This window comes from Flavobacterium aeripolare (genome assembly GCF_013294025.1).
Taxonomy (GTDB): Bacteria; Bacteroidota; Bacteroidia; order Flavobacteriales; family Flavobacteriaceae; genus Flavobacterium.
Genome location: NZ_JABSNL010000003.1, coordinates 265055 through 291122 on the forward strand (window position 1 = coordinate 265055; position 26068 = coordinate 291122).

At 35.4% G+C, this 26068-nt stretch carries 22 protein-coding genes and 1 tRNA gene; 9 read left to right on the forward strand and 14 right to left on the reverse strand.

What is annotated here, in order from left to right; translation table 11 throughout:
- Nucleotides 1-19: 19 nt before the first annotated feature.
- The 9 genes from HNQ00_RS05685 to HNQ00_RS05725 all read left to right on the forward strand — a co-directional run bounded on the left by HNQ00_RS05685 (nt 20) and on the right by HNQ00_RS05725 (nt 9520).
- On the forward strand, nt 20-187 hold the full coding sequence (locus HNQ00_RS05685; RefSeq protein WP_173837350.1) for a hypothetical protein: 168 nt from the start codon (nt 20-22) through the stop codon (nt 185-187).
- Nucleotides 150-635, forward strand: coding sequence for a hypothetical protein (locus HNQ00_RS05690; protein ID WP_173837351.1), 486 nt, complete (start codon nt 150-152; stop codon nt 633-635). The genes HNQ00_RS05685 and HNQ00_RS05690 overlap by 38 nt, the downstream gene beginning before the upstream one ends.
- On the forward strand, nt 625-924 hold the full coding sequence (locus tag HNQ00_RS05695) for a hypothetical protein (protein WP_173837352.1): 300 nt from the start codon (nt 625-627) through the stop codon (nt 922-924). Before HNQ00_RS05690 ends, HNQ00_RS05695 begins: the two co-directional genes overlap by 11 nt.
- Nucleotides 925-996: 72 nt before the next feature.
- Entirely contained in the window at nt 997-1485 is a 489-nt protein-coding gene (locus HNQ00_RS05700) for an SHOCT domain-containing protein (RefSeq protein ID WP_173837353.1), read from the forward strand.
- 292 nt (nt 1486-1777) lie between these two features.
- The gene (locus HNQ00_RS05705) at nt 1778-2020 is read left to right on the forward strand and encodes a hypothetical protein (protein WP_173837354.1); all 243 of its coding nucleotides are present in this window, start codon (nt 1778-1780) and stop codon (nt 2018-2020) included.
- 97 nt (nt 2021-2117) lie between these two features.
- Nucleotides 2118-2597 (forward strand): hypothetical protein, encoded by a 480-nt coding sequence (locus HNQ00_RS05710; protein ID WP_173837355.1) that lies wholly within the window; start codon nt 2118-2120, stop codon nt 2595-2597.
- Nucleotides 2597-5881 carry a phage tail tape measure protein gene (locus HNQ00_RS05715; RefSeq protein WP_173837356.1) on the forward strand — a complete coding sequence of 1095 codons (3285 nt, stop codon included), beginning with the start codon at nt 2597-2599 and terminating at the stop codon, nt 5879-5881. The genes HNQ00_RS05710 and HNQ00_RS05715 overlap by 1 nt, the downstream gene beginning before the upstream one ends.
- A complete protein-coding gene (locus HNQ00_RS05720) occupies nt 5881-7656 on the forward strand; it encodes a BACON domain-containing protein (protein WP_173837357.1) in 1776 nt (591 codons plus the stop codon). Before HNQ00_RS05715 ends, HNQ00_RS05720 begins: the two co-directional genes overlap by 1 nt.
- On the forward strand, nt 7634-9520 hold the full coding sequence (locus tag HNQ00_RS05725) for a hypothetical protein (RefSeq protein ID WP_173837358.1): 1887 nt from the start codon (nt 7634-7636) through the stop codon (nt 9518-9520). The genes HNQ00_RS05720 and HNQ00_RS05725 overlap by 23 nt, the downstream gene beginning before the upstream one ends.
- Nucleotides 9521-9534: 14 nt before the next feature.
- On the opposite strand, the gene HNQ00_RS05730 is transcribed toward HNQ00_RS05725, so the two are convergent.
- From HNQ00_RS05730 to HNQ00_RS05795, 14 genes are all read right to left on the reverse strand, one after another.
- The gene (locus HNQ00_RS05730; protein WP_173837359.1) at nt 9535-10746 is read right to left on the reverse strand and encodes a site-specific integrase; all 1212 of its coding nucleotides are present in this window, start codon (nt 10744-10746) and stop codon (nt 9535-9537) included.
- Between the two features lie 94 nt (nt 10747-10840).
- Nucleotides 10841-10914, reverse strand: a tRNA-Arg gene (locus tag HNQ00_RS05735).
- Between the two features lie 43 nt (nt 10915-10957).
- Nucleotides 10958-11407, reverse strand: coding sequence for a GatB/YqeY domain-containing protein (locus tag HNQ00_RS05740; RefSeq protein WP_173837360.1), 450 nt, complete (start codon nt 11405-11407; stop codon nt 10958-10960).
- Nucleotides 11408-11710: 303 nt separating this feature from the next.
- Nucleotides 11711-13666, reverse strand: a complete 1956-nt coding sequence (gene ftsZ, locus HNQ00_RS05745) for a cell division protein FtsZ (protein WP_173837361.1) — start codon at nt 13664-13666, stop codon at nt 11711-11713.
- Nucleotides 13667-13729: 63 nt separating this feature from the next.
- Nucleotides 13730-15136 carry a cell division protein FtsA gene (ftsA, locus tag HNQ00_RS05750; protein WP_173837362.1) on the reverse strand — a complete coding sequence of 469 codons (1407 nt, stop codon included), beginning with the start codon at nt 15134-15136 and terminating at the stop codon, nt 13730-13732.
- Nucleotides 15137-15142: 6 nt separating this feature from the next.
- Nucleotides 15143-15865, reverse strand: a complete 723-nt coding sequence (locus tag HNQ00_RS05755) for a cell division protein FtsQ/DivIB (RefSeq protein ID WP_173837363.1) — start codon at nt 15863-15865, stop codon at nt 15143-15145.
- Nucleotides 15852-17201, reverse strand: a complete 1350-nt coding sequence (gene murC, locus HNQ00_RS05760) for a UDP-N-acetylmuramate--L-alanine ligase (RefSeq protein ID WP_173837364.1) — start codon at nt 17199-17201, stop codon at nt 15852-15854. The genes HNQ00_RS05755 and murC overlap by 14 nt, the downstream gene beginning before the upstream one ends.
- 35 nt (nt 17202-17236) lie before the next feature.
- The gene (murG, locus tag HNQ00_RS05765; protein ID WP_173837365.1) at nt 17237-18343 is read right to left on the reverse strand and encodes an undecaprenyldiphospho-muramoylpentapeptide beta-N-acetylglucosaminyltransferase; all 1107 of its coding nucleotides are present in this window, start codon (nt 18341-18343) and stop codon (nt 17237-17239) included.
- Between the two features lie 17 nt (nt 18344-18360).
- Complete coding sequence (locus tag HNQ00_RS05770; RefSeq protein WP_173837366.1) at nt 18361-19656, reverse strand: FtsW/RodA/SpoVE family cell cycle protein; 1296 nt, start codon at nt 19654-19656, stop codon at nt 18361-18363.
- Between the two features lie 32 nt (nt 19657-19688).
- Nucleotides 19689-21020 (reverse strand): UDP-N-acetylmuramoyl-L-alanine--D-glutamate ligase, encoded by a 1332-nt coding sequence (murD, locus tag HNQ00_RS05775; RefSeq protein ID WP_173837367.1) that lies wholly within the window; start codon nt 21018-21020, stop codon nt 19689-19691.
- A gap of 1 nt (nt 21021) precedes the next feature.
- Nucleotides 21022-22251: a phospho-N-acetylmuramoyl-pentapeptide-transferase gene (gene mraY, locus HNQ00_RS05780; protein WP_173837368.1), complete on the reverse strand. Its 1230-nt coding sequence runs from the start codon at nt 22249-22251 to the stop codon at nt 21022-21024.
- A 6-nt stretch (nt 22252-22257) separates the two neighbouring features.
- Complete coding sequence (locus HNQ00_RS05785) at nt 22258-23721, reverse strand: UDP-N-acetylmuramoyl-L-alanyl-D-glutamate--2,6-diaminopimelate ligase (protein WP_173837369.1); 1464 nt, start codon at nt 23719-23721, stop codon at nt 22258-22260.
- Entirely contained in the window at nt 23718-25721 is a 2004-nt protein-coding gene (locus HNQ00_RS05790) for a penicillin-binding protein (protein ID WP_173837370.1), read from the reverse strand. The genes HNQ00_RS05785 and HNQ00_RS05790 overlap by 4 nt, the downstream gene beginning before the upstream one ends.
- Nucleotides 25712-26059 (reverse strand): FtsL-like putative cell division protein, encoded by a 348-nt coding sequence (locus tag HNQ00_RS05795; RefSeq protein ID WP_173837371.1) that lies wholly within the window; start codon nt 26057-26059, stop codon nt 25712-25714. Before HNQ00_RS05795 ends, HNQ00_RS05790 begins: the two co-directional genes overlap by 10 nt.
- Nucleotides 26060-26068: the final 9 nt, after the last annotated feature.

A 26068-nucleotide genomic window follows, 5' to 3' on the forward strand; every position in this document is an offset into this window, starting at 1 on the left:
AATTTTAAAATCTAATTCCATGAACAAATTATTCTTTTTAACAGTAGTAGCAATTCTATTAGTAAGTTGTGAAGCTGAACCCTTAAATACCACAGAGGAAAAAACAGAATTAATTAACGCAAACACCGATCAATTTTATCATGTCGAAATTGACCCAACTAAAATTAAACCGCCAACTGGCGGTTAATACCTTTACTGCCATTTTAATTGCTATAGTTCCACTATTAGCATATTGCTATTTATGTTTCCCAGCTGTAAAAAGTTGGGAAACATTTGCATTTACTTACACTAGTACTTATTATGAGAACATCTCAATATTTGTGTGGGTTTTGGCTCAAAAATTTATTCCATTGTATCTCTGTTTAATTTGGCTCTTTACCTCCAGACAATGGTGGATAAAAGTTTTAATGATACCTATAGGAATGTACGTATTTCAAATAATTATTTTATTTGATGATGATTTTGCTTTAAAAGAAGAAGGAAAACTAGATCACTGGGTGGTGTTTTTTATCACTGCCATTGTATCTGCACTCGTGCTATTTGCTAGACAAAAACTAGCCTACCACGTAGAAGTACTCGATTTAAAAAGCAAAGTAGACCTCGAATTAAAAAAAATATGTAAAGATGATCAGTAAATTAGAAAACCAGTTTAACACTGCCCTCCATGAGACAGATGAGCAAAAGAAAATAGCCGAATTATGCCGTATTCAAGAAGCTTTGATTAAAAAATGTAAGAAACAAAAAAAGAAATTAGCACCTATTACACATAGTAATATAACCGTGGGTGCTTTTAAAATGGGATTAAACAAAATGTTTGCCATGGCAATGTCTAACATTCCCGAAAACGAAACCGATAATTATACCGCAAAGGAGTTGACACCTGCTTTTTTAGGAATTAGCGAATTGCTAGAGAATATAAAATAACCAAAAAACACATGCCCCAAACCTACATTCGTGTAGGTTTTTATATTTAATAATAATCAAATAATTATAACTATGAAAAAAGCAACTTTCTTATTGCTGATGTTTTCTGTTTTTGCAAGTGCACAAAATAGAATCGAAGAGTACACCGCTTCAAATGGAATCACCTACAAAGAAGGTGACTCTATATCATTAGGACGCGGTTCAGGTATCCAAGGAACTTTTGTTTATTTAAAAATGGCAGGTATAATGGCCGGATCCGCAACTCAAATAGGATCTGCCTATTCTGGATTAAATGTTATTGTAAAAAAAATAAAGAAGATAAAATTCAAAGGTGCCGAGAAAGTATATTTCACAGTAGGTGGTGGAAATATAACGAATTACTCTCTTGAAATAGAGGAAGCAATAGCAACATGCGAAATCAAAGAGTGTAACTCTAAAGAGACGCAAATTGTTAGTCAGTCAAGTAAATTTGACGAACTGAAGAAACTGAAAGCATTATTTGACGATGGCGTTTTGACTGAAGAGGAGTACGACATTGAAAAAAGAAAATTACTTAATTGAGTTATAGTGACCAATGGTACAAAACATTAGGAACGTAATTTGTTTAAGTAATATTTCCTTTTTTAATTAAATGGCCTTGTCTTTGAATGAACGGCTGTATATATCACCTCTTATTCCTATATTTGCCCTGACCAATCATTAAAAAATAAGCGAGGAGTGCTCCATATTAATTCATTTAATATTGGGGTTCTCAGGATTCGGGTATCTGGAAAAAAAACAGTCCGAGTTTCATTCCTCGCAATGATTGGTCAACCGTAAAGAGAATCCCTTTATATAATTAATCTGATGTAATATGGCGCTTATTTTATTCTACAAAGAAGAGGTTAAAAAACTCATTACTAAAATGTATGCTCCTGCAGATTTGATTAGTAAAGAATTCAGGTTCACAACTCATGAACTTACAGAAAAGTTACTTTCTATTTTACCTAAAATAGAATATAATGATGTCTATGAAGCTTTACTTGAATTAGGTTATGAACCACAAGAAGAAAAACCCATGGAATATTACTGGTACTTTAGAAGAAAAAAAGAATAATCTATTTAAAAATAAATGCAAACCACTCAATCGAGTGGTTTTTTTATGTCCTTTTCTCACCCCTCATTTATGCGGAATTTGCATCAAAATTAAAGGTATGATCACAAATTTAGACCAAGAAGCAGAAGAAAGGAAAGCAGGTAGAAAAGCAGCTGCTACTTTAAGAAATGATTTTAGGGTGTTGATTAGAAATTCATTTAAAAGCCGTTCCGGTAAATTGGAGAAATCTACCGTTACTGCTCGCTATAAAGAAGCTCGATTAGATCGCCTGGTAATCAGCCAACCTGCTTATTCTTTTCAGTCACATTTTGGCTCTACCAAGTCAGGCACACAAGGAGCTACTAATCGTAAAGGTGCAGATGTGAAAGGATTCACCAGGCATATAAACGGAAAGACAGTTCAAGTATCATCATACAATCGTACTGGAGGTCAAGTAAAAGCTTTCAATAAAAACCGTAATTACGCAGCTTATAATCATATAGCACGTGCATTGCAATCAACAAAAGCTCTTGAAACACTTGCTACTGACCTTGGAAATAATAGAATCACACAAATCACTTCTCAAATCAATTTCTAATGGCAGGAGAAAACATAAACAGGCGGTTAAACATCTACATAAACGATCGCGAGGTCATTAATTCGTTATCTGGTGTAAACAAGGAATTAACAAAAACACGCAATCAAATGCGCAACTTAAATAGAGGTGCCGCTGATTATGATGAACAATTGCGTGCTCTTCAAAACACCTATTCTGAACTTCAAGCAAGACAGTCTGATTTTAATGACGAGCTACAATTAACTAATAAAGACCTAGGCGCTGCAAGAGAAAATTTCACTAACCTGCTTAGCGGGATTGCCTCTGGTGACATGCAAGCCGTTCAAGCGGGTTTACTTGGTATAAGAGGATCTATTGTTGCAAGTACTCAAGCAGCGTGGGCATTTGTGGCCACACCAGTAGGTGCTTTTATTGCGGGATTGATAGGGATAGGAGTTGCTACTAAAGCGTGGGCATCGTACAACGATGAAGCTGCAAAAACAAACAAAATTGTATCGAGTATTACTAAATTATCTGGAGACTCTCTCGATGCTGTGCGCGTGCGAACTAAGGCAATGGCTGAAACCTTTGATCAAGATTTTAATAGCATTTTAGAAACGGCTAGAGCATTAGTAAACGAATTTGATATCTCTTATGTAGAAGCGTTAGACCGCATTGAAAACGGCTTGATTAAAGGAGGCGCTGCAAATGGTGAGTTCCTTGATTCCATGAAGGAATATCCAGTGTTTTTTGCTGCAGCAGGCTATTCGATAGAAGAATTTCAAAACTTAGTAAATACCGGTATTGATCTTGGAATTTACTCTGATAAACTTCCTGATGCGATTAAGGAATTTGGTTTGTCAATCACTGAGGAAACGCAAGCAGCTCAAGACGCTTTGACTAATGCTTTTGGACCTGAATTTACTGGCAAGTTATTCAAAGGAATTAAAGATGGTTCTGTATCAGTGAAAGAAGCGTTATTCCTGATCTCCACAGAAGCAAAAAATATAGGATTGAATTCCCAGCAAGCGCAATTATTAACGGCTGATTTATTTAAAGGTGCTGGTGAAGATGCGGGTGGTGCCTTGAAAATATTTGAAGCGGTTAGAGAATCTATAAAAAACCAAATCGAACCCCTTAATGAAGTAGAGCAAGCGGCTCAAGACTTGATTGATTCTGAAAAAGAATTAGCACAAGCACAAGAAGATGTTTTGAAGTCAGACGGTTACGCCAAGTGGAAAAACAATGCAATGATTGCGTTGAATACCGTTATTGAAGGATTCTGGACGTTGACAAAGGCTATTTTTAATTCAAGAGAAGAGTTACTCAAGGCCGCTAACCAAAAAAGCGTTGATCTTAATACTGCTGACCAAGTTAAAAACTTTGAACAATACGTTGAATCCCGTAAAAAATCAATGGGAAGCTTGTATGATTTCGAAAAAGTGAGAGAGGAACGCATTGCTGCTATTCGAAAATCATTATCAGCTGCGGGTGCAGGTTCTTGGGATGCTTCACCAGCTCAAGAAGCACAGCAACAAAGATTAGAAGCTGAACTACAAGCTATAAAAAACTATCAGGTTAAGGAATTGGTTGTGAGAAACAATCATGGCTTAAAAGTAGATGATGGCAGTGCAAAAGCAAGAGCTAAAGCATTATCTGAAGCAGAAAAGCACGCTAAGGAGGTTTTGAAAATAGAACAGGACTTGCAAAAAGAATTGTTAGCGACAAAACGCAATGCACAGGATTTAAATTTAGGCTTGATTGCTGATGATTATGACCGTGAAAAAGCGGTGGTAAATGTTGAGTATGATAGAAAAATCGAGGATTTAAAAGCTAATATTAAAAAAGAGCAAGACGCTATTGCTGGACTGCAAACGGCTGTAGGTTCTAAGAAAACGGCATCGTCTGATTTGCCTACGCTTAAAAAACAACTAGAAGAACGTCAAGGCATTGTTGCTGCGAGTAATGATACTTTGATTGCGCTAGAAGAAACGCGTGAATTAAAAATTGCTGCCATTCAAGAGAAATATTTAAAAGTAGATTTTGATAAAAAACAAGCTGCAATTGCTAGAGATTTACAGCTACTTGAAACAAAGCAAAATAATGAATTAGCAAGTATTACTGATCTTGCCACTGCTAAGGCCATTTTAGGGCAGTACTTAGATGCTGATGAGTTGTCAAAGGTGAGAGATCTTGAAACGGCTAAGAAAAAGATAAAAGAGCAGTTCCAGAAAGAACAAATACAATTGCAAATTCAGCACTTGACAGACTTGTCAATTGTCATGAAGGCAATGCTGGAGAACACGACGTTACCACCAGAGCAAAGGGAAGCGGTTTTAAAGTTTTATGATGATTTAGCACTTAAACTATCTGCTTTAAAAGTGGCTCAAAGTAGTGAAGGTGATACAAATACAGATACATCAAGCGATATCAAATCCTTATCTGGATTAGACATCTTAGGTTTTACTCCTGAACAATGGGAGACCACTTTTGAGAGTTTAGACACCTTTTCAGAAAAGATTGCTGCAGTAGAACTAGTTGTAGGAGCAGTTCAAAATGCTTTTGGAAAGTACTTCCAGTTCCTAGAAGCGGGAGAAAAGAGAAGTCTACAAAAGTTTGAAGCTGCAAATCGCCAAAAACAAAATGATCTAACGGATCAGCTTGATAAAGGATATATTACTCAAGAGATTTATACCGCAAGAAAAGCCAAATTAGACAATGACCTTGCTAAGAAAAAAGCCGAGTTAGAATACAAACAGGCTAAGCGAGAGAAAATAATGGCAGTTGCTAGTATTCTGATGAATACTGCCATAGGAGTTTCTAAGGCTCTTGCGCAAGGAGGGTTCATCCTTGGTGTTCCATGGGCGGGTGTTGTTGCTACATTGGGAGCAATAGAATTAGGTCTAGCTCTTGCACAACCTTTGCCTAGTAAAGATGGATTCTATGATGGTGGTTATACCGGTTCTGGTCCTGAAAGAAATAGTCCCGGTCCTGTTCATTATGATGAATATGTAGTGCCTAAAAAAGTCCTCTTTTCAAATGATCCTGTAGTGCCAAACATTGTAGGATACTTAGAGGCAAAAAGAACAGGTAAACAGCCTGCAGTTAATCAGCAAGAGGAAACGAGCAATGCAACAGCCTCTTCTACTGCAAGCACGCAAGATGCAAATGGTGCTGGTGCCGTAATTAATAGGTTAACGGCAGTTCTAGAGCGATTAGAAAGCAATGGTTTAATTGCTTATCTAGAAAACGATATTAAAACGGCAAAAAAAATACGAGACAAAATCAAAGAATTAACTAAAATTGAATCTAACTCAAAAATATAATGGCAAAATCAAAAATCACAATAGATTTCACCAGTGTACCTAACACTAATGATTTTATTAATATAAGAGAAACTAAAACAGGCCGTAATATTAATGAGCGGTTTGTGAAAAATAGAATTTATGCTGGTGAATGTTCGCTGCCTAATTTCCAACCTAGTACTGGCACAAGTGATGATCGATTTCTTGGTTCTGTTGGTGATTTTTATTCCGCTGCAGTTGAAGCTGATTATAATCAAGACAATAAGTTTTTTGTATTTAATGTCAATGATTCAGAGGATTCAGGAATAGGTATTGTGACTATCGTTGCAGACTTTGATAATGCCGTTTTTGAAGTTGTTTCTAAATTTGCTCCTGCAACTATCACCATAACAAATGAAACCGTAGTAATCACTCCTCCAGTTGAACCTACGCACTCCGTATCGCCTACTGCTTTGTTATTTGACATAAACAGCAATATTATAAAAACAACTGTGCAACCTATCAGCGTTAAGACTGCAGGAGCATGGAGTATTACAAGCTTGATTCCTTCTTGGTTGCAACTGTCTTCCACTAGCGGTTCCGGAAACACTACAGTGCAAGCGAGCTTGAAAAATCAGCAGAGCCAGCAAGATGGGGACTATTCTACAGTTTTGGAGTTTAAATTTGGCAGTACAATTATTAATGTAGCTGTTAATCTAAGCGTTGAGCGCGTATTGTTCAATCCGTTTTTAACTGATAAACTTTATTTTACTAAGGAGTTAGAGTACTTGAGTTTTGACACTAAAAAAACCGACACTTATTTTAAATTGAATGTTGATGTTACCGTTTTTGATATCAATACTAATGCTCCTACTGTTTACAACAGAGAATACGATTTTCCGCTTTTTCAAGGAAAAGGATTGTTTCATATCGGTACCATTGCACATGCGTTGTTAAACGAAATTGAAAATTTAAAGAATTATGTACCCTCTTTTAATACTAACTACTTGAAATCGCAAATTAAGCCGGTAGAAATCACGATTAATTTTTGTCAAAAATTCTATAATAATGACGATACGATATTGACCGCTGGAACAATTCCTGTTTTTAAAATGATTAAGGGCCACAAGCCGTTTGTGACATCAAGTCAATTAGCCTTATTGACTGTGGCGCAACAGGACATCATGAAAATCACTCCTGATTCATTTATTGGAGTTTCTTTTGTTTGCCATGAAAACACCACGCTACTAATTAAGAAAAACAATGCCTTAATTGAGAGCCACCAATTAACTCCTGATGAAAATAGCCTGATTCAATCTTACTATAGATTTACAAATGATTTCCAACCAGGAGACAGTATCGATCTTATACTAGCGAATGATCTAGAAACAAGAACACAACATTACCTCGTGCATTTTAGCGGTATGGAAAGCACTTTCTTTTTATTCGAAAATGAAAACGGAGCTGTTGAGCCTTTTGAATTTACCGGTAGGAGACGAATTTTCACTCCTGTAAAACATACTTTGTCACCAGTCTACAAGAATAGATATGCATTTGATAAAAAAGTAAAAGCAGAATTAAGCCAAACAATGATTATAAATACTGGTTTTCTAGGAAAAAGTGATCATAAGATGCTTGTGGCTTTGACTTCTAGCATAAACGTATGGGCATCGATGGATGATGCGAGAGGGCCTTATTTAAAAGTAGATGCTACGACAACTAAAATAGCCAACCAAGACACTTCCTCTAGTGAGGAATCTCAAGACATTGAATTTAACTTCTTAGAAAACGCTCATGCTAGTATTTATCCACGATAATTTTAAGTTAGACCTGACTTATTTAAAGGTCACTTTTTTAGAGCAAAATTCATGGTTTCAAGATGATTTATCCACAGAGTTCTCTTTTCCCTTTGATCTCTACATTGATTCAGACATCTCACGAAATAGTGGTTTTGAAGCGCATTATAACAGCATAAAAAAACAGAAAACGTTTCTAGGATATTTAGATATTGATGGAGATATCGTTGATGCCGTTTTGACTTTCTCAGGTAAAAAGGGAAAGTTGATCAGTGCCGTTATTAATTCTGGTATTGTGGGTTTTCCTTCATTTGATATGAAATTAGAAGAGCTTCCTTTAGAACAAAAAGCGGTGCCTGACATTATCGATGATGCATTAGCTGTTATTTTTCGTTCGTATCCTGAAACAAATTATAATTTCCCTCCTGTGCATACTGATAAATACGACCCTACAACGGATGACTGGAACGGTTTTGGTAAAATAATAAATCAATTTAAAGCGGGAACATTTGTAAAAAATGAATTAGTTCCTGAAACCAACTTAGATAAGATTAACAACATTATGCAGCCGTTGCCTTATCTTATGCACGTGGTCCAGAAAGCAGTGAATTATGCTGGATATACTCTTGCGGGCGATATTTTAAACGATTATGAGTTTAATCACGCTTTAATCTTTAAGGATGATGATTATTACACTCGTACGACACTAGAGGATGTTTCATTAACCTATAAAAACAATGAGTGGAATAGTGAAGCGTATGTGAAAAGTGATTTTACACACGTTTTATTTGATAAATCAGTCACTATTCAAAACAAAGGAAATTACACGCTTTTAGGTAGCGCTTACTGTTTGAGATACCGCTATAAAGATTATTTTGGATCATCACACAATGCCAGCGATGTTAGTCTGAAAATTTACAAAAACACCACTCAAATCTATAATTTAGACATTAGCGGTGATAATAGAGGAAGTTCTAAGTACACTGATAATTTTACGCAAGAGATTGATTTAGATTTAGAGCTAAATGCAGGTGATGTTATTCGAATAGTAAAAATTGAACCTCGAAGAGATTTAGACCCATCACCTACAGAAGATTATCCAGAGGCTATTTCTTTAAAGTTGATTCCTAGTCGCTACCTTACTGCTGATGGAACTCCTATAATTTCAGTTCAAAATTTGAAAGAAATAAACTTAAACCGTTTAGTTCCTGATATGACGGTGAAGGATTTAATTACCGTTTTAAAAAACTGGCACAATTATGATTTTACCACCATAGGAAAAGTGGTGTATATGAATTTGATTGAATCAAAATTAGATAGAGCAGCTGCAATAGATTTGAGAGATTTTGAGATTGAAGAACCAGAAGAAGTATTCCACGAAGACAGAGAGTTTGAATTGTCATTTGCTGATGGTCTTGCCGACACTGTTTATAGATATGATTTTGCGATCATAAACAAAGAAGGAATCACGATAAATGGAGCTAGTAAAAACAGTGATTTAAAGCAAATCAAAATTGATGCCTTGCCACTGCCTGTTATTTTTAGAAACGGAATAACAACGGCTTATAATTTTAACGATGAACCATCAAAGCTTAGAATTGTTTTTATGCGTCCAATCGCTCCTGGTGGAACCCCTGTTTGTTACCATAATGCTAATGTGCTAATTCCAAATGTTGCGCAGACAAAATTTAAAAACTGGTTAGATTTCAGAATCAATTCGAGTTCTTTTAGATGGGATTTTATCATATCTGCAGAGAAATTCAAAGCGATAAAAATTCAAACATTAATTTATGCGTATGATAATTACCATGTGCTAGATGAAATAGAACGAGAACGAATAGACGATTTATGGTGGCGCATTACCGCAAAAACCGAGAGTTTATAAAAACGAAAAGCCACTTATTGAAGTGGCTTTTTGTTTAATATCTCGCTCATGTTATGTATTTGTTTATCGGTTATACTATCGACAATGTGAGAGTAGATCATTGTTTGCTTTATATCAGAATGTCCGAGTAATTTTTGTAAATGTTCTATTCTACCTTCACAGATTAGAAAGTTGGTTGCAAATGTATGACGCGCCACGTGGAAAGTTACCTTTTTCTTAATCCCCACAATTTTAGAAATTACTTTCAACTCCTGGTTAATATGTTGATCTGTGAACTTTCCTTCAAACAATCTTTCTTTACCAATGTAGGAAAGTGCAGCGTCATTGAGTTGTATTCTTTGAATTTTACCAGTCTTTTTAGTAAAAAACACAAGCGTGTCTCCAACTATATTCTCAGTTGTAATTCGTCCAATGTCAGATATTCTCAATCCTGTAAAACAAGAAAATAAAAACCTACCCAATATAGCTTTTAAGCTTTCGTTTATAAAAGCCGAGGTATAATAGTCATTTAGTTTATTTATCTCTTCTGAATCTAAGAAAGCTCTATTACTGCTCACTCTAATATTTTGAATGTTCTTATAATTAAGATTAGTAACAATTCCTTTGTCGTTTGCTATATGCAAATATTTCTTAAAGTTTTTCACCATGGTTTGGATAGTGTGAGGCTCGTGCTTTTCTACCTTTTTGAAATGGTTAATCATCTTATTTAACCAGTCGTCTGTTATCTCATAAAACAAAATTGACTCCTGGTACTTTTTTACTTTCTTGAGTGTAGACATTTGTTGCTTCCATGTAGAAAGTTCTTTTATCAGTTTTTGATTAACCATTTCTAGCTCCCAAAATTTAATAAAATCAATCCTAGATGTTGGGTTCTCATACTCATACATCAGCTTATCAATTGTCAGAACCTCTCCTCCTAACCTATAAGCAATTTCGATTTTATTAATATCACCTAATGCTTTTTCAATAATTAGATTGAAGTCTTTACTATGATCTGATTTGATTTTAACTCGCTGCTTCTTCTTGTCAAAATCATTGGGTGCACTTGAAATATGTAAAGGCAGTCTCTTTCTTTTACCATTTAAAAATATTTGCATGAAAAGGGCACATGTGCCATCTGCGCGAACGTAATCGTCTTTGATTACAATTTTCGCTGTTAACTTCCCACTAAAATTCATTGGGTAGTTTTGTGGGAAGTAAACACTGTTTTTTTGAGATATTAACATACGTGAGTTTTTTTTGGATTGACCATAAACCGCCGAAGGCGTGACACTTACACCATATTGATGTAAGCATCACGCCTTTGATTTTTATGCTTTGTGGCCGCGACAGGGTTCGAACCTGCAACCCTCAGAGTCGAAATCTGATATTCTATCCAGTTGAACTACACAGCCTTATTTATAGAGCACAGATCTTAAATTTGCACTCTATAATTCTTTATACTAATAGTTTCTTTACAATAGCAGAGATTGTTTTCCCTTCGGCAGCTCCACCAAGTTGTGCAGATGCTAATCCCATTACTTTACCCATTGAAGCGATTCCAGAGGCACCAGTTTCTGAAATTATTTTTGCGATAACAGCCTCGATTTCCTCTTCGCTTAATTGTGCAGGTAAGAACTTCTCGATTACTGCTACTTGAGCTAATTCTGGGTCTGCTAAGTCTGGGCGATTTTGTTCAGTATAGATTCTTGCACTTTCTTTTCTAGTTTTTACTAAGCGCTGTAATAGCTTTACTTCTTCGTCTTCTGAAATTTCTTCTTTAGATCCTGAAGCTGTTTGTGCCAATAATAACTCTGACTTAATTGCTCTTAATGCTTCTAAAGCTACTGTATCTTTTGCTCTCATGGCTGTTTTAATATCGTCCATGATATTTGTTGATAAACTCATAATTGTATTTTTTATTTTTCTAAAATTTTGAAAAGCACTTATTGACTTATCTATTTTGCCCAGTCCCAAAACTTCGGGAGAAGTTAAAGCATTTTGAGAGAAAATGGATTTTTTAAAGGGCTTAAAAAGCGACCAAAGGAAGCTCTTTTAAAACCGAATAAAAAACCATTTTGCGATAAAATCTTGCAACGTACAGCTGGATTAGGCACTTATCGAAAGTCTCAAACTGGCTACGAAGATAAAAAAAATAACCCGAAAATTACATTCAATTTTCGGGCTAATTTTAACTTATGTAACAACTAATTAATCTACATTATCATGTAAATAAGAATTGTTTGATCGCAGTTGCAAATCATTGTTACTATCTGTACCTACTGAAATTCTTGAGTTGGTATTGTTAGGCTGATTGTTTGAGATGTCTATACCTAATCTTTTATAAGCTGGCTCTTTCTCGTACTCATCAATTTTTGAAACGTTATTATGAAACTTGTAATTGAATTCTTTTAATTTCTTTCTACGTTCATCAGCTCTTAATTTAAGTGTTTCTTCAATAGTCATTTCCATTGGAGAAATTTCCTCAAATTTAGTAGCGTCTTGTGCAGACTTACCTACTTGCTTCATGGTAATATTCAATTCAGCCGGAACCACTTCTTCAACTACCTTAGGAGTTGCTTTTGAACCTAAAAACTCGTTTTCAACCTCCATGTATTCTTCAAGTGAATACTTGATAATACCTTTATCTGACTGTTCTGTAACGGGTACGAACTGAGTAGGCTGATTCACTTTAATTTCGCGTGTTTCTCTAGAAACCTCAAATACCTGCTCCTCTTCTATTTTTGCAATAGGCTCTGGTTTAGATAATGGTAAGTCAAAAGAAAAAGCGGTTTGCTCTTGTTGCTTTTCAGTAACTGAAGCTAGTGACTCCCTAGCTTGAGCGGCCGCTGAAGGAGTGATCGTAAAATCCAGGTCGTTGTTAGGAGATACGATTTCAAATGCAACATCTAAACTATTGATAAAAGCAGACATTGCCATTAATTCTTCGTTTCCTGCAACAGGAACTATAGGTTGTGGCGTTACAACAGGAGGAGCAGTAGCTTCTGGAGTTTCTTCGTCTTCTAATAGATCAAAAACGATGCGTTGATCTGTAGTTTTTGGACTTTCACTTTCTAAGTCAAATGCTGGGATTTCGTTTTTAGAAAGATTGTAAACACTTTTTTGCCCTTCTTCAAGCGTGTGTATAATTTTTTGCGGTTCGGTATTTACGATTCCGTTTTGTTGTTCGATATCAAAACCAGTTGCAATAATAGTTACTGCAATGGCATCACCTAAAGTTTCATCTTCACCAACCCCCATAATAATATTGGCATTGTGACCAGCTTCGTTTTGGATGTGATCATTGATCTCTCCAATTTCGTCTAAAGTGATTTCATTTGAGCCAGAAACGATGAGCAACAATACGTTTTTAGCACCAGTAATTTTATTATCGTTTAATAGTGGTGAATCTAAAGCAGAAACAATCGCTTCTTTAGCTCTATTTTCACCTTCAGCGTTAGCTGATCCCATTATTGCAGTACCGCTATTAGACAATACAGTCTTAGCGTCACGTAAATCGATATTTTGAGTGTAGTGATGTGTAATTACTTCTGCAATACCTCTAGAGGCAGTTGCTAATACTTCATCAGCCTTAGAGAAACCAGCTTTGAAACCTAAGTTTCCGTACACTTCTCTTAATTTATTATTATTGATTACGATAAGTGAATCTACTTGCTTACGTAATTTTTCGATTCCGATTTTTGCTTGTTCTTGACGCACTTTTCCTTCGAATAAAAAAGGAAGTGTCACAATACCTACAGTAAGAATTTCTCTTTCTTTAGCTAATTGTGCGATTACTGGAGCAGCACCTGTACCAGTTCCACCACCCATACCTGCAGTAATAAATACCATCTTAGTATTGCGATCTAACATCTTTTCAATCTCAGCGATACTCTCTATAGCAGATTGTTGTCCTACATCAGGATTTGCACCCGCTCCAAGACCTTCGGTTAGGTTTACACCCAACTGAATTTTATTAGGAACTGAACTGCTTTGTAATGCCTGTGAATCAGTATTACATACAATAAAGTCTACCCCTTTAATTCCTTGTTTAAACATGTGGTTTATGGCGTTACTTCCACCTCCACCTACACCAATTACTTTTATCACATTTGATTGGTTTTTTGGTAAATCAAATGAAATACTTCCAAATTCTGAGTTGCTCATCTTTTATTTGGTTTTTAATATTAATTATTAATTGTTGTTTTATTTTTTTTAGGCTCTACGGCCTTATTCTGCATTGTCTAAAAAATCCTTAATCTTATCGACATAACGGTCAAAAAATGATCGCTTAATCTTATCTCCTGTGGACTCTTCGTTCTTTACATGATCGTTATTCTCTTTCTCTCTCTCTAACTTATCTTGCTCTTGTTCTAAGCGATCGCGTTCATCTTGAACTGGTTCTGCCTTAACAACAGGAACTCTATATTCTGGCTTAGGAGGAGCTACTTCGTCCATTCTAATTGCACTTTGCGTTTTGTTTTCGATGCTGTTCATCACTAAACCTACCGCAGTCGCATACAAAGGACTAGAAAATTCCTCATCAGAATCTCCAGCTAAGTGTTCGTTAGGATATCCAATTCTTGTATCCATTCCAGTGATGTACTCTACCAATTGCTTGATGTGTTTTAATTGTGCACCACCACCTGTAAGTACAATACCTGCAATTAACTTCTTACGAGGATCTTCATGCCCGTAAGCTTTAATCTCAGTAAATACTTGCTCAACAATCTCTACTACACGAGCGTGGATTATTTTTGAAAGGTTTTTTAACGAAATCTCTTTTGGTTCTCTCCCTCTTAATCCTGGAATAGAAACGATTTCGTTGTCTTTATTTTCACCTGGCCAAGCAGAACCAAATTTAACTTTCAATAATTCAGCTTGTTTTTCTATAATCGAACAACCTTCCTTAATATCATCAGAAATCACATTTCCTCCAAAAGGAATTACTGCTGTATGACGAATAATACCATCCTTGAAAATAGCCAAATCTGTTGTTCCCCCACCTATATCGATAAGAGCAACACCAGCTTCTTTTTCTTCTTGACTTAAAACAGCATCAGACGAAGCCAATGGTTCTAATGTTAAACCAGACAATTCAATTCCTGAGCTTTGAATACAACGTCCTACATTACGTATTGACGAAGCCTGACCTACCACAACATGAAAACTAGATTCTAGTCTTCCACCGTACATTCCAATAGGTTCTTTAATTTCTGATTGCCCATCGATTTTAAACTCTTGTGGCAATACGTGAATAATCTCTTCTCCTGGCAACATGGCCAATTTATTTACTTGATCGATTAGCAATTGAATGTCTGCACCACCAATAACTTCTTCTGGATTATTTCTACTGATATAATCTGTATGTTGAATACTACGAATATGCTGACCTGCAATTCCTACTACAACATCTTTTATTTTGTAACCTGAATTATTTTCCGCTTCATGAATTGCCTGCTGGATAGACTGAATTGTTTGCGTAATATTATTTACTACACCTCTAGCAACTCCTAAACTTTTAGATTTTCCAACCCCTAAAATTTCAAGTTTACCATACTCATTCTTTTTACCTATCATGGCAACAATTTTTGTTGTCCCAATGTCTAGACCCACTGCAATGTTCTCTTTTTCCATTATCTATTATTTAGTGCAAACTACTTGTTTTGTAAATCTGAGATCTATTTTTTTGTATTTATATAACGAACTATCTACAACAGCTTTTTGAAAAAAAGCTTTATAATCCTCAAATTTTCTTTCTACATTTCTCAAATTACCAAAATCAATGAAGTAATCAAAGTTTCTGTTGAACATTTTTAGGCTTCCATTAGGCATAACTTCGACAGCAATGATGTTCTTTTTTAAGAAATCATCCTCATAAATTATGCGCAATAGCTGTGTTATCTCTTCGTTATTTTTTTTATTAATCACCCCTGAAACAAGCGGTACTCTTGCAGTAAAATTACTGGACAATGGCATCACACCCCCCTCATAATCAATGTAAAAGGATTCGTTTTCATTCAAAATCCTTGCTATTGGTGTCTTTTGTTTTACGACCGCCTTTAGCACTCCATCAATTGTTATATTTACATTTGACTCTTCAATTAAGTCATTTGTATCTAAGAGATGCTCAAGCTTGTTCAAATCTAATTTAACTTTTTGAATAGTTGGCGCATTCTCGTTATTTTCTATCAACAATTTATTAACCGTTTCTTTCTTCATGAAAAGCGCGTTATCGCCTTCAAATTTAACCACAGTTTTGTTGATTTTTCTATTCTCATTTCTTGCTGCAGTAAATGAAAAAAGAAAAATCACTAACACGAACATTAGCACTAATCTAATATTTTGCCAGTTAATTTTTTTCATTCAAAGCGTCTTTTATCGTTCCTACCATCTCTCCTATATCTCCTGCTCCTATAGTTACAATCACCTCTGCATCGCTACTTAAAATAGCCGCGATTAAATTTTCTTTATTCGAAAGCTCCTTTTTGTCATTAGTCATTTTAGACAATAACCAGTTAGAGTCTACTCCTTCTATGGGCAACTCACGTGCCGGATAAATATCAAGCAAAAGCACCTCATCAAATTTTGACAAGCTTTTTGCAAAATCATCTATAAAATCCCTTGTTCTACTAAATAAGTGCGGTTGAAATACAGCCAACACTTTTTTATCTGGATACAATTCACTTACCGCTTGATACACCGCATCAATCTCTGTAGGATGATGTGCATAATCATCTATATACACAAGCGCTTCACTTTTAATTTGGTACGAAAATCTTCTTCGTATTCCTTTAAAAGAAGCTAAACCACTTGCAATGGCACTTGTTTCAAGACCATAAGTCTTTGCCATAGCAATAGCCATCATTGCATTCATCAAATTATGTCTACCCGGCAAAGCAAACTTTAAATTTTTAAGTACTTCTGTAGGTGTGACCACGTCAAAGACATAGATCCCATCCTCTATACGCACATTTAATGCTTTATAATCAGCTGCTTCATTTACTGCTACAGTTAAACCGTCTAAAGGCAATGCTGTAGTAATAAATAGCTTAGATTTATCTTTAATTTTAGCTGCAAATTCTACAAATGACTCTTCAATTGCATCGCTTGTTCCATAAATATCAAGATGATCTGCATCCATTGATGTAACGCATGCAATATCGGGGTGCAAATGTAAGAAAGAGCGATCAAATTCATCGGCTTCAACAACAGTAATTTTAGCTCCACTACCAATTAAATTTGAATTGTAGTTCTCAACGATACCGCCAATGAACGCAGTTACGTCAGCACCAGATTCATACAAGATATGACCTAGTATTCCAGAGGTCGTTGTTTTACCATGTGTCCCTGCCACAGCGAAGCAAAAAGAGTCTTTTGTGATCAACCCTAAGACTTCTGCACGCTTCTTTATTGTGAAATTGTTTGTTAAAAAATAATTCCACTCTTCGTGCTTGGTAGGAACTGCAGGTGTAATAATCACTAATGTATTTGCTGCAGTATAATTTTCAGGTATTAAATCAACATTATCCTCAAAATGGATTTCGATGCCGCTCTTAACCAACTCATTCGTCAAGGTAGTAGGCGTTTTATCGTAACCTGAAACCTGCTTGCCTATGTTTTTAAAATAGCGCGCAAGGTTACTCATACCGATACCACCAATACCTATTAAGTAAACGTTATCTATTTGATTTAAATTCATGTCCTGTTTTATATTATATAAGCATTCGATACAAACTATCGTACTACTTTATTTTTCTCTATTAATTTCACAATTTGGTCTACGATATCCTGTGTTGCTTTTGGCTTAGCCAATGCTTTACAGTTCGCGCTCAATTGCTTTTGTTTTTCTGTGTCTAATAATAGTTCTCTAAATACTTTTTCGAATACGGTGTCCAACTCAAATTCTTTTAAAAGTAGCGCGCCACCTTGATCTACAATAGCCTTAGCATTTTTAGTTTGGTGATCCTCCGCAACATTAGGAGACGGAATATAAATAACCGGTTTCCCCACAATGCAAAGTTCAGATACTGATGAAGCACCCGCTCTAGAAATAATAATATCAGCTGCTGCGTAAACTAAATCCATTTTCTCAATAAATGGCAAAACTTTAATATGGTGTCCTTGGTACTTTTTATATTCATCGAAATATAATTTACCACACTGCCAGATAATTTGAACATCTTGAGCACCTATATTTTCCCTTGTCTTTTCAAGTAATTGATTGATACGTCTCGCACCTAAACTACCACCTAAAACTAGTAAAGTCTTCTTATTAGGATCTAACTTAAAATGGGCAATAGCTTCTTCTCTCTTACTATCAATAGCTATTAAATCTTGTCGAACAGGATTTCCCGTTAAACTCATTTTACTTTTTGAAAAAAAGCGCTCTAAATTGTCGTAAGCAACACAAATAGCGTGTGCTTTTTTGCCCAATAATTTATTAGTAATTCCAGGAAACGAATTTTGCTCCTGAATCAATGTTGGAATTTTCATACTATTAGCAATCTGCAACAAGGGACCACTTGCAAAACCACCCGTACCTATAACCACATCAGGTTTAAAAGCAGCGATTATTTTTCTAGATTTCCATAAACTGTTTATTAACTTAAAAGGAAATAGGGCGTTTTGAAAATTTATCTTGCGCTGTAATCCAGAAATCCAAAGTCCTTTTATTGCATAGCCGGCTTGAGGTACTTTTTGCATTTCCATTTTGTCCTGAGCACCTACAAATAAAATTTCGGCATCTGGAAAACGTAACTTCAATTCATTTGCAATAGCAATTGCAGGATAGATATGTCCACCTGTACCACCACCACTCAATATGAATTTATAATTCGTCATTTTTATACTTTTATTTTTTATTTACCAAAAACAGCCTTCATCGGATTTGCTGTTTTTTCTTCTATCGAATACCCCTCATCTAAATCAGCTTCTGATTCAGCTGCGAGTTCGCGATCAATTATTTTTTGTAATGCTTCTTCTCTTTTAGCTGCACTTTGCTGTTCTTGCACTATTTCCTCTTCTTTTTTTGTCACGCTTATAATAATTCCTAAAGCAAAACAAGTCATCCATATTGAACTACCACCACTACTTATAAGCGGCAAGGTTTGTCCAGTTACCGGAAGCAACTCAACCGCTACAGCCATATTTATCATCGCTTGAAAAATCATGGGGAAACCCAAGCCTACGACCAGTAATTTACCAAATAGCGTCGTTGCTTTGTGTGCTGCGATAACAAATCTAAACAACAGTAAGAGATACAGTCCTAAGACTAGAAACCCACCTACTAATCCATATTCTTCAACGATAATCGCAAAGATAAAATCAGATGAGGATTGTGGCAAAAAATTCTTTTGAACACTCTTCCCTGGTCCTAATCCATATAACTTTCCTGAAGCTATAGCAATCTTGGCTTTCTCGATTTGGTAATCATCTTCATCAGGTTTATCAGTAGTATAATTTTCAATACGACTTGACCAGGTACCTACCCTGCTAAAAAAGCGAGAATCAGGAAATGCTTTTCCTATCAAGATAAAAAATGTTAATGCGACTATACCGGCACCAATTATAAATCCAATATATTTAATGGGATATTTCCCTATAAACACTAGCATGATAACCATGGCAAAAATTAAGGCTGTCGTAGAGAAATTGGCAGGTAATATAAATATCAATGTTATAAAAACAGGTGCCCAAAGCTCCTTTAAAGACTCTTTAAAATCTATTGCTTCTTCACGTGTCTTAGAGAGATAGCGCGCTACAAAGATAAATAACATTAATGATGCCAATGTAGAGGTTTGAAACGTGATTCCCACAAACGGAATTTGAATCCATCTACTTGCGTTTGCACCTGCGATTACGGTTCCCTTTATTAACGTATAAGCTAATAATACCCACACTACTGGCAACCCTATCTTTACAATAGCTCTAAAATAATGATATGGAACACGGTGTACGAAGAAGATAATTAAAAACCCAATACATATATGTGCAAAATGCTTCAACAAATAACTCAATGTATTTCCTGTTCCATGTCCGAGGTATGCTAAATTGCTACTCGCACTAAAAACTGGCATAAAAGAAAACAGCGCTAATAAAGCCACAAATGACCATATTACTCGATCTCCTTTTAAATTTTTTATTAAGTCCTTCATCTTTATTTATATGCGCTTATTGATTTCTTAAATTATAAATTTTGTACTGCTTGCTTGAATTGATTCCCTCTGTCTTCATAATTTTCAAACAAGTCAAAACTTGCACAAGCAGGTGACAACAATACCGTATCCCCTTTCTCTGTTAAACGCTGCGCCATTTTCACAGCATCGCTCATATTATTCACTTCGATCATCACATCTACAACATCCCCAAAAGCGTCAATAATCTTTTTATTATCTACTCCTAGGCATACAATAGCTTTTACCTTTTCACGTACTAATGACATCAATTCATTATAATCATTTCCTTTATCTACACCACCTACAATCCAAACTGTGGGTGTATTCATACTATCTAGAGCAAAGAACGTAGCATTTACATTTGTTGCTTTTGAATCGTTTATATACTGCACATTTTGAATTTTTAGTACAGTCTCAAGACGATGCTCTACACCTTGAAAATTAGATAAGCTTTCACGAATAGTTGCTTTTCTAATTTGCATCAATTTTGCTACAGATGTTGCTGCCATTGCATTTTTCATATTATGTTTTCCTTCTAAGGCAATCGCTTCTGTTTCCATTTTAAAATCTTCTTGATTTATTGATACTTTCATTGTATTATCTTTTATAAAGGCCCCTTCTTCAAACGTTTTTGTTAGCGAGAAAGGAATTAATTTTGCTCTTGTTTTGTTATTCTGTAACCAGTTTGTGATCGCTTCGTCGTCTGCGTCATATATCAAATAATCCTCTTCAGTTTGATTCATCGTTATTCTAAACTTAGAAGCAATATAATTTTCATATTTGTAATCGTATCGGTCTAAATGATCCGGACTTATATTAGTAATTATCGCGATGTGTGGTTTATAATTCACAATACCATCCAGTTGAAAACTACTAAGTTCTAAGACATAGGAATCAAAAGTGTCATCAGCAACTTGCCAAGCAAAACTCTTGCCTATGTTTCCTCCAAGTCCTACGTTCAATCCTGCTGATTTAAGCAAGTGATACGTAAGCATTGTCGTTGTCGTTTTACCATTACTACCTGTTATACCTATCGTTATTGCTTTTGTAAATGCAGCTGCAAATTCTATTTCAGATAGTACTGGAATCCCTTTTTCGACGAGCTTTTTAACAATGGCAACCTTTTCAGGAATACCGGGGCTTTTCATAACCACTGTCGCATTCAAAATTTTACTCTCTGTGTGCTGCTCTTCTTCCCAGGCAATTTTGTTATCAGTAAGAACTTGTTTGTATTTATCTTTTATTTTTCCAAAATCAGATACAAAAACATCATATCCTTTTTCTTTTCCTAAAATTGCTGTTCCTACACCACTTTCTCCTCCTCCTAATACAACTAACCTCATCTTATCTTAGTTTTAAAGTGATTATGGAAAGTATTGCTAGCATAATAGCGACAATCCAAAAACGTGTTACAATCTTACTCTCGTGATATCCCTTCTTCTGATAATGGTGATGTAAAGGCGACATTAGAAAAATTCTTCGGCCTTCGCCAAAGCGTTTCTTAGTGTACTTAAAATAGCTTACTTGTAGCACTACTGATAAATTTTCGACCAAGAAAACTCCGCATAATAACGGAATCAACATCTCTTTACGAACAGCAATTGCTAGAACAGCAATAATCCCACCTATTGTTAAACTACCTGTATCACCCATAAAGACCGAGGCCGGATAAGAGTTGTACCATAAAAACCCTATTAGCGACCCCACAAAAGCCGCAATGAAGACGGTCATCTCCCCGGAGTTAGGGATATACATTATATTTAGATAATTCGAAAAAATAATATTTCCAGATACAAATGTAAATATCCCGAGCGCGAGCACTGATATTGCAGAGGTACCAGCGGCTAAACCATCAATACCATCTGTTAAGTTTGCCCCATTTGAAACTGCTGTGATAATAAAAATTACAATTGGAATAAAAACAATCCAAGCCCATTTTTCATATCCTTCCCCTGTCCAGGCAAGCAATTCAGCATAATCAAATTCATTGTTCTTGAAAAACGGAATTGTAGTAGCCGTAGATTTCTCCTCTACAGGTGGCGGACTCACAACATAGTCACTTGTTATTTTAAAAACATCTGTTTTTCCAGTATCTGTACGTACTGTAACTCCTTGATGAAAGTATAGCACTACACCCACAATCAAACCAAGTCCTACTTGTCCAAAAACTTTAAAAATTCCTTTTAAACCTTTTTTATCTTTTTTGAAAATTTTAATATAATCATCTACAAAACCAATTGTTCCCATCCATAAGGTCGTAACAATTAACAAGACCACATAAATGTTATGTAATTTTGCAAACAACAGTACCGGAATCAATGTGGCAAAGATGATGATCAAACCACCCATAGTAGGCGTACCCGCTTTTTCTTGTTGTCCTGCTAATCCTAATTCTCTAACAGTCTCACCCACTTGTTGATTTTGCAAAAAGCGAATAATTCTTTTACCATAAATCGTAGATAGTAACAACGAAAGCATGAAAGCTAGCGCTGATCTAAAAGTGATATATTGAAATACACCAGTTCCAGATATATTTAATACTTTGTCTAAATACTCAAATAAGTAATACAGCATATTTTACTATTTATCTAATTGTTCTAAAATTTCTTGTACGATTTTCATATCGTCAAAATCATTCCTTACTCCTTTTATCTCTTGATACGTTTCGTGCCCTTTTCCAGCAATTAGAATAATATCATGAGGCAATGCTAACTGACAAGCTGTTTTTATGGCTTGTTTTCGATCAGTAACAGCAACTATTTTTTTATAATTTTGTCCTGCAACTCCTGCCTCCATTTCTGCTATAATCACTTCAGGATCTTCGTTTCTAGGATTATCAGATGTCAAAACTACTTTATCACTAAGCTCAGATGCGATGCTTGCCATGATAGGACGTTTAGTTTTATCTCTATTTCCACCGCAACCTACAACCGTAAGTAACTGTTCGTTTTTTGTTCGAATATCATTAATTGTCTTTAGCACATTTTCTAGCGCATCTGGCGTGTGTGCATAATCAACAATTGCTGTCACATTATTCTTTGAAACTATGTATTGAAACCTACCTGAAACACTCTCTAGATTAGATAGTAAACGTAAAACTTCTAAACTTTCTAAACCTAGCGCTATTGCTGTACCATAAATCGCTAGCACGTTATAAGCATTAAAAGTTCCTATAAGTTTCACCCATACCTCATTGCCGTTAACTTTCAGCAAGAGACCTGACATTTGGTTTTCTAATATTTGTGCCCTATAATCTGCAAAAGACTTCAATGCATAAGTATATTTAGTCGCCACCGAATTTTGCAGCATAACAGCTCCATTCTTATCATCGATATTTGATAACGCAAATGCCGTTTTAGGCAAATTGTCAAAAAACGACTTTTTCACATCTCTATATTCTGCAAACGTGGGATGATAATCTAAATGATCGTGTGACAGATTTGTAAACACGCCTCCAGTAAAATGAAGCCCTTCTGTCCTTTTTTGGTGAATACCATGCGAACTCACCTCCATAAAACAATACTCAACCCCAGCAGCAATCATTTCGTTCAAAAAATAATTTATTGTTAGCGAGTCAGGAGTAGTGTGTGTTGCTTTAAATTCAACCTTATCAACCATTATTTTAACCGTTGATAATAAACCTACTTTAAAACCAGCACTTATAAACAACTGATACAGTAAAGAAGCAATAGTAGTTTTTCCGTTTGTCCCTGTAATTCCAACTAATTTCAATTTAGCCGAAGGATTTCCGTAATAATTTGCAGCCATTAAAGCCAATGCCTTGTTAGTATCAGCAACTTTCACATAAGTAACAGATTGGCTGAAGTCTTCTGGAAGTTGGTCACATACAATCACTTTTACCCCTGCTTCTACAGCTGTATTTATAAAGTCATGCCCATTAGAAACTGTTCCTCGTATTGCTACAAATACATCATTTAATTCCAGTTTTCTAGAATCAAATTCGATTTTATTTATCGCTACATCATTTGTACCATGAATTGCATCGACAACAACATTATTTAATATGTCTTTAAGTTTAATCACAGTAATTGTAGTGTTATCGTTTCGTTCTTTAATAATTCTTGACCCTCAAGAGTTGATTGACTTTTTACCTTTCCTATTCCTACCGTTTTAACGTGGTAACCTAAGTTTTCTAAAAGCGCAATGGCATCCATTCCTGGCATCCCTTTTACATTAGGCACCCCTTTTCTAGGTTTTTGCAACTTAGCGTAATAGCTGTCGTAATTTTTTTCTTGTTTTGTAATCTTCTTATTCAGATTTTTAATTTCGTTTGTCGAAGGAACATCTGTAAATATTTTTTGTGCTATTCTTTTAAATACGGGACCCGCAACTCCAGCTCCATAGAAATCTCCATTTGCAGTACTTGGTTTATGAACAACTACAATACAAGAATATTTAGGATGATCAGCCGGAAAGTATCCTACAAAAGAAGAAGCATAATACATTTTTGTACCATCTCTTTTCCCGTAATTAACCTGTGCCGTTCCTGTTTTACCTGCCATCGAAAAATCTTTCGAATATAATTTTGCTGCAGTTCCTTTTTTGACAACATTAGCCAGTACAGCTTTTAATTTTTTTATTGTTTCAGGCGAACAAACTCTAGGATTGATTACTTCTTTTTCGACCTTTAAAATTGTTTTATTCCATTCTTTAATTTCCGAGATAAATTGCGGTTTAACCATAACACCGTTGTTAGCAACTGCATTATAAAAAGTTAAGGTTTGCATTGGTGTTACCGAAACACCATATCCAAAGGCCATCCATTGCAATGAAATATTACTCCAGTGTTTATCTGTAGGTTGCGGAATGTGCGGTCTTCCTTCTCCTTCAAAATCCATGTGTAACTTTTTATTGAAACCCCACGAATTAACATGGTTTACAAATTTAGAAGGGCGGTCTTTATAGTTATCATAAACAGATTGTACCATAACTGTATTAGAAGACAGTTCAAATCCTCTAGCTAGAGATATTTTACCATATCCACCATGATGTGAGTCTCTAACTACTTTACCCGAATAGCGAATTTCACCGTTAAATGTGTTATACACCGTACTAGTATCGGCTACCTTGTCCTCAAGAAGCGCCATCATATCAACCAACTTAAACGTAGATCCAGGTTCGTGTGACTCTGCTACTGCATAATTTGTCGTTTCGTAATAGGTACCATCATTAGCTCTACCTAAATTAGAAATTGCTTTTACTTGACCCGTTTCAGTCTCCATAACAACAACACAGCCATGATCTGCTTGATATTCTTGTAATTGCTTTAATAAGGCATGGTGTGCAATGTCTTGAATATATACGTCGATTGTTGAAATCACATCGTATCCATCCTGAGGATCTACCTCATTAATATCACGAATAGGTTTCCACTGTCCTTTAGCAATTTTTTGTTTTAAAATTTTACCGTCTTTACCATTTAAATATTTACGATAAGCCCACTCAATTCCTTTTCCATCAGACTCACCATTTGCAGAGGTGCGCTCGTATCCTATTGTACGTTCCGCAATTTTACCTATTGGGTGCTCTCTAACTGTTTTTTGTTCGACAATAATCCCTCCTTTATAAGCACCTAACTTAAACATAGGAAAGCTTTTAATCTTGACGTAATCAGTATAACTTAAATCTCTTGAGATCAAATAATACCTATTATTGTTAGCGCGTGCTTTTCTTAATTCATTTTGATAATACGAACCCGATTTCCCTAGCACCGTAGTAAGAGAATCTGCTAATGCACCTACATTTTTTTCGAATACTTCAGCAGTGGGAGCCTTAGCGTCAAAACGGATTTCGTAATTAGGAATCGAAGTAGCTAGCAAGCTACCATCTGCCGAATAGATATTCCCTTTATTTGCAGGGATAACAAAATTTCTAACCGTGCGTTCTTTGGCTAATTTTCGGTAATAATCACCATCAACCCACTGTATATTAGTCAGTTTTACAGCGATTCCCGCAGCCATTATAAAAATGAAAATAGCTACGACATAAATGCGATATGATATGTTTTTATCTTCTAATGCCATATTTTTTTCAGAAAAGATTTTTCTGCTTCTTTTTTAACTTTGATTTTTACTGGAGGAACGGTAGAAGGATAAATTTCTTTTGCAATCATTTTATCCGAAACAGTCGATTCCATCCTCAACTTCATTAATTGTGATCGTCTGTCAACAAACTCTGATCGTAGTTCTTTTACTTCACTCGTAAGCTCAGCAATTTTAAATACTTTTTGCTCAAACCGCTGCGTATTTGCAATCATTATTATTGCTAATAGAATTACAAAAACTATAAAACGCCAGTTCTTTATCGCATCGTCATCAATTAAAAACCGTGCTTTTAATATGCCGTAAATACCCGTTTTCATAAATCTAGT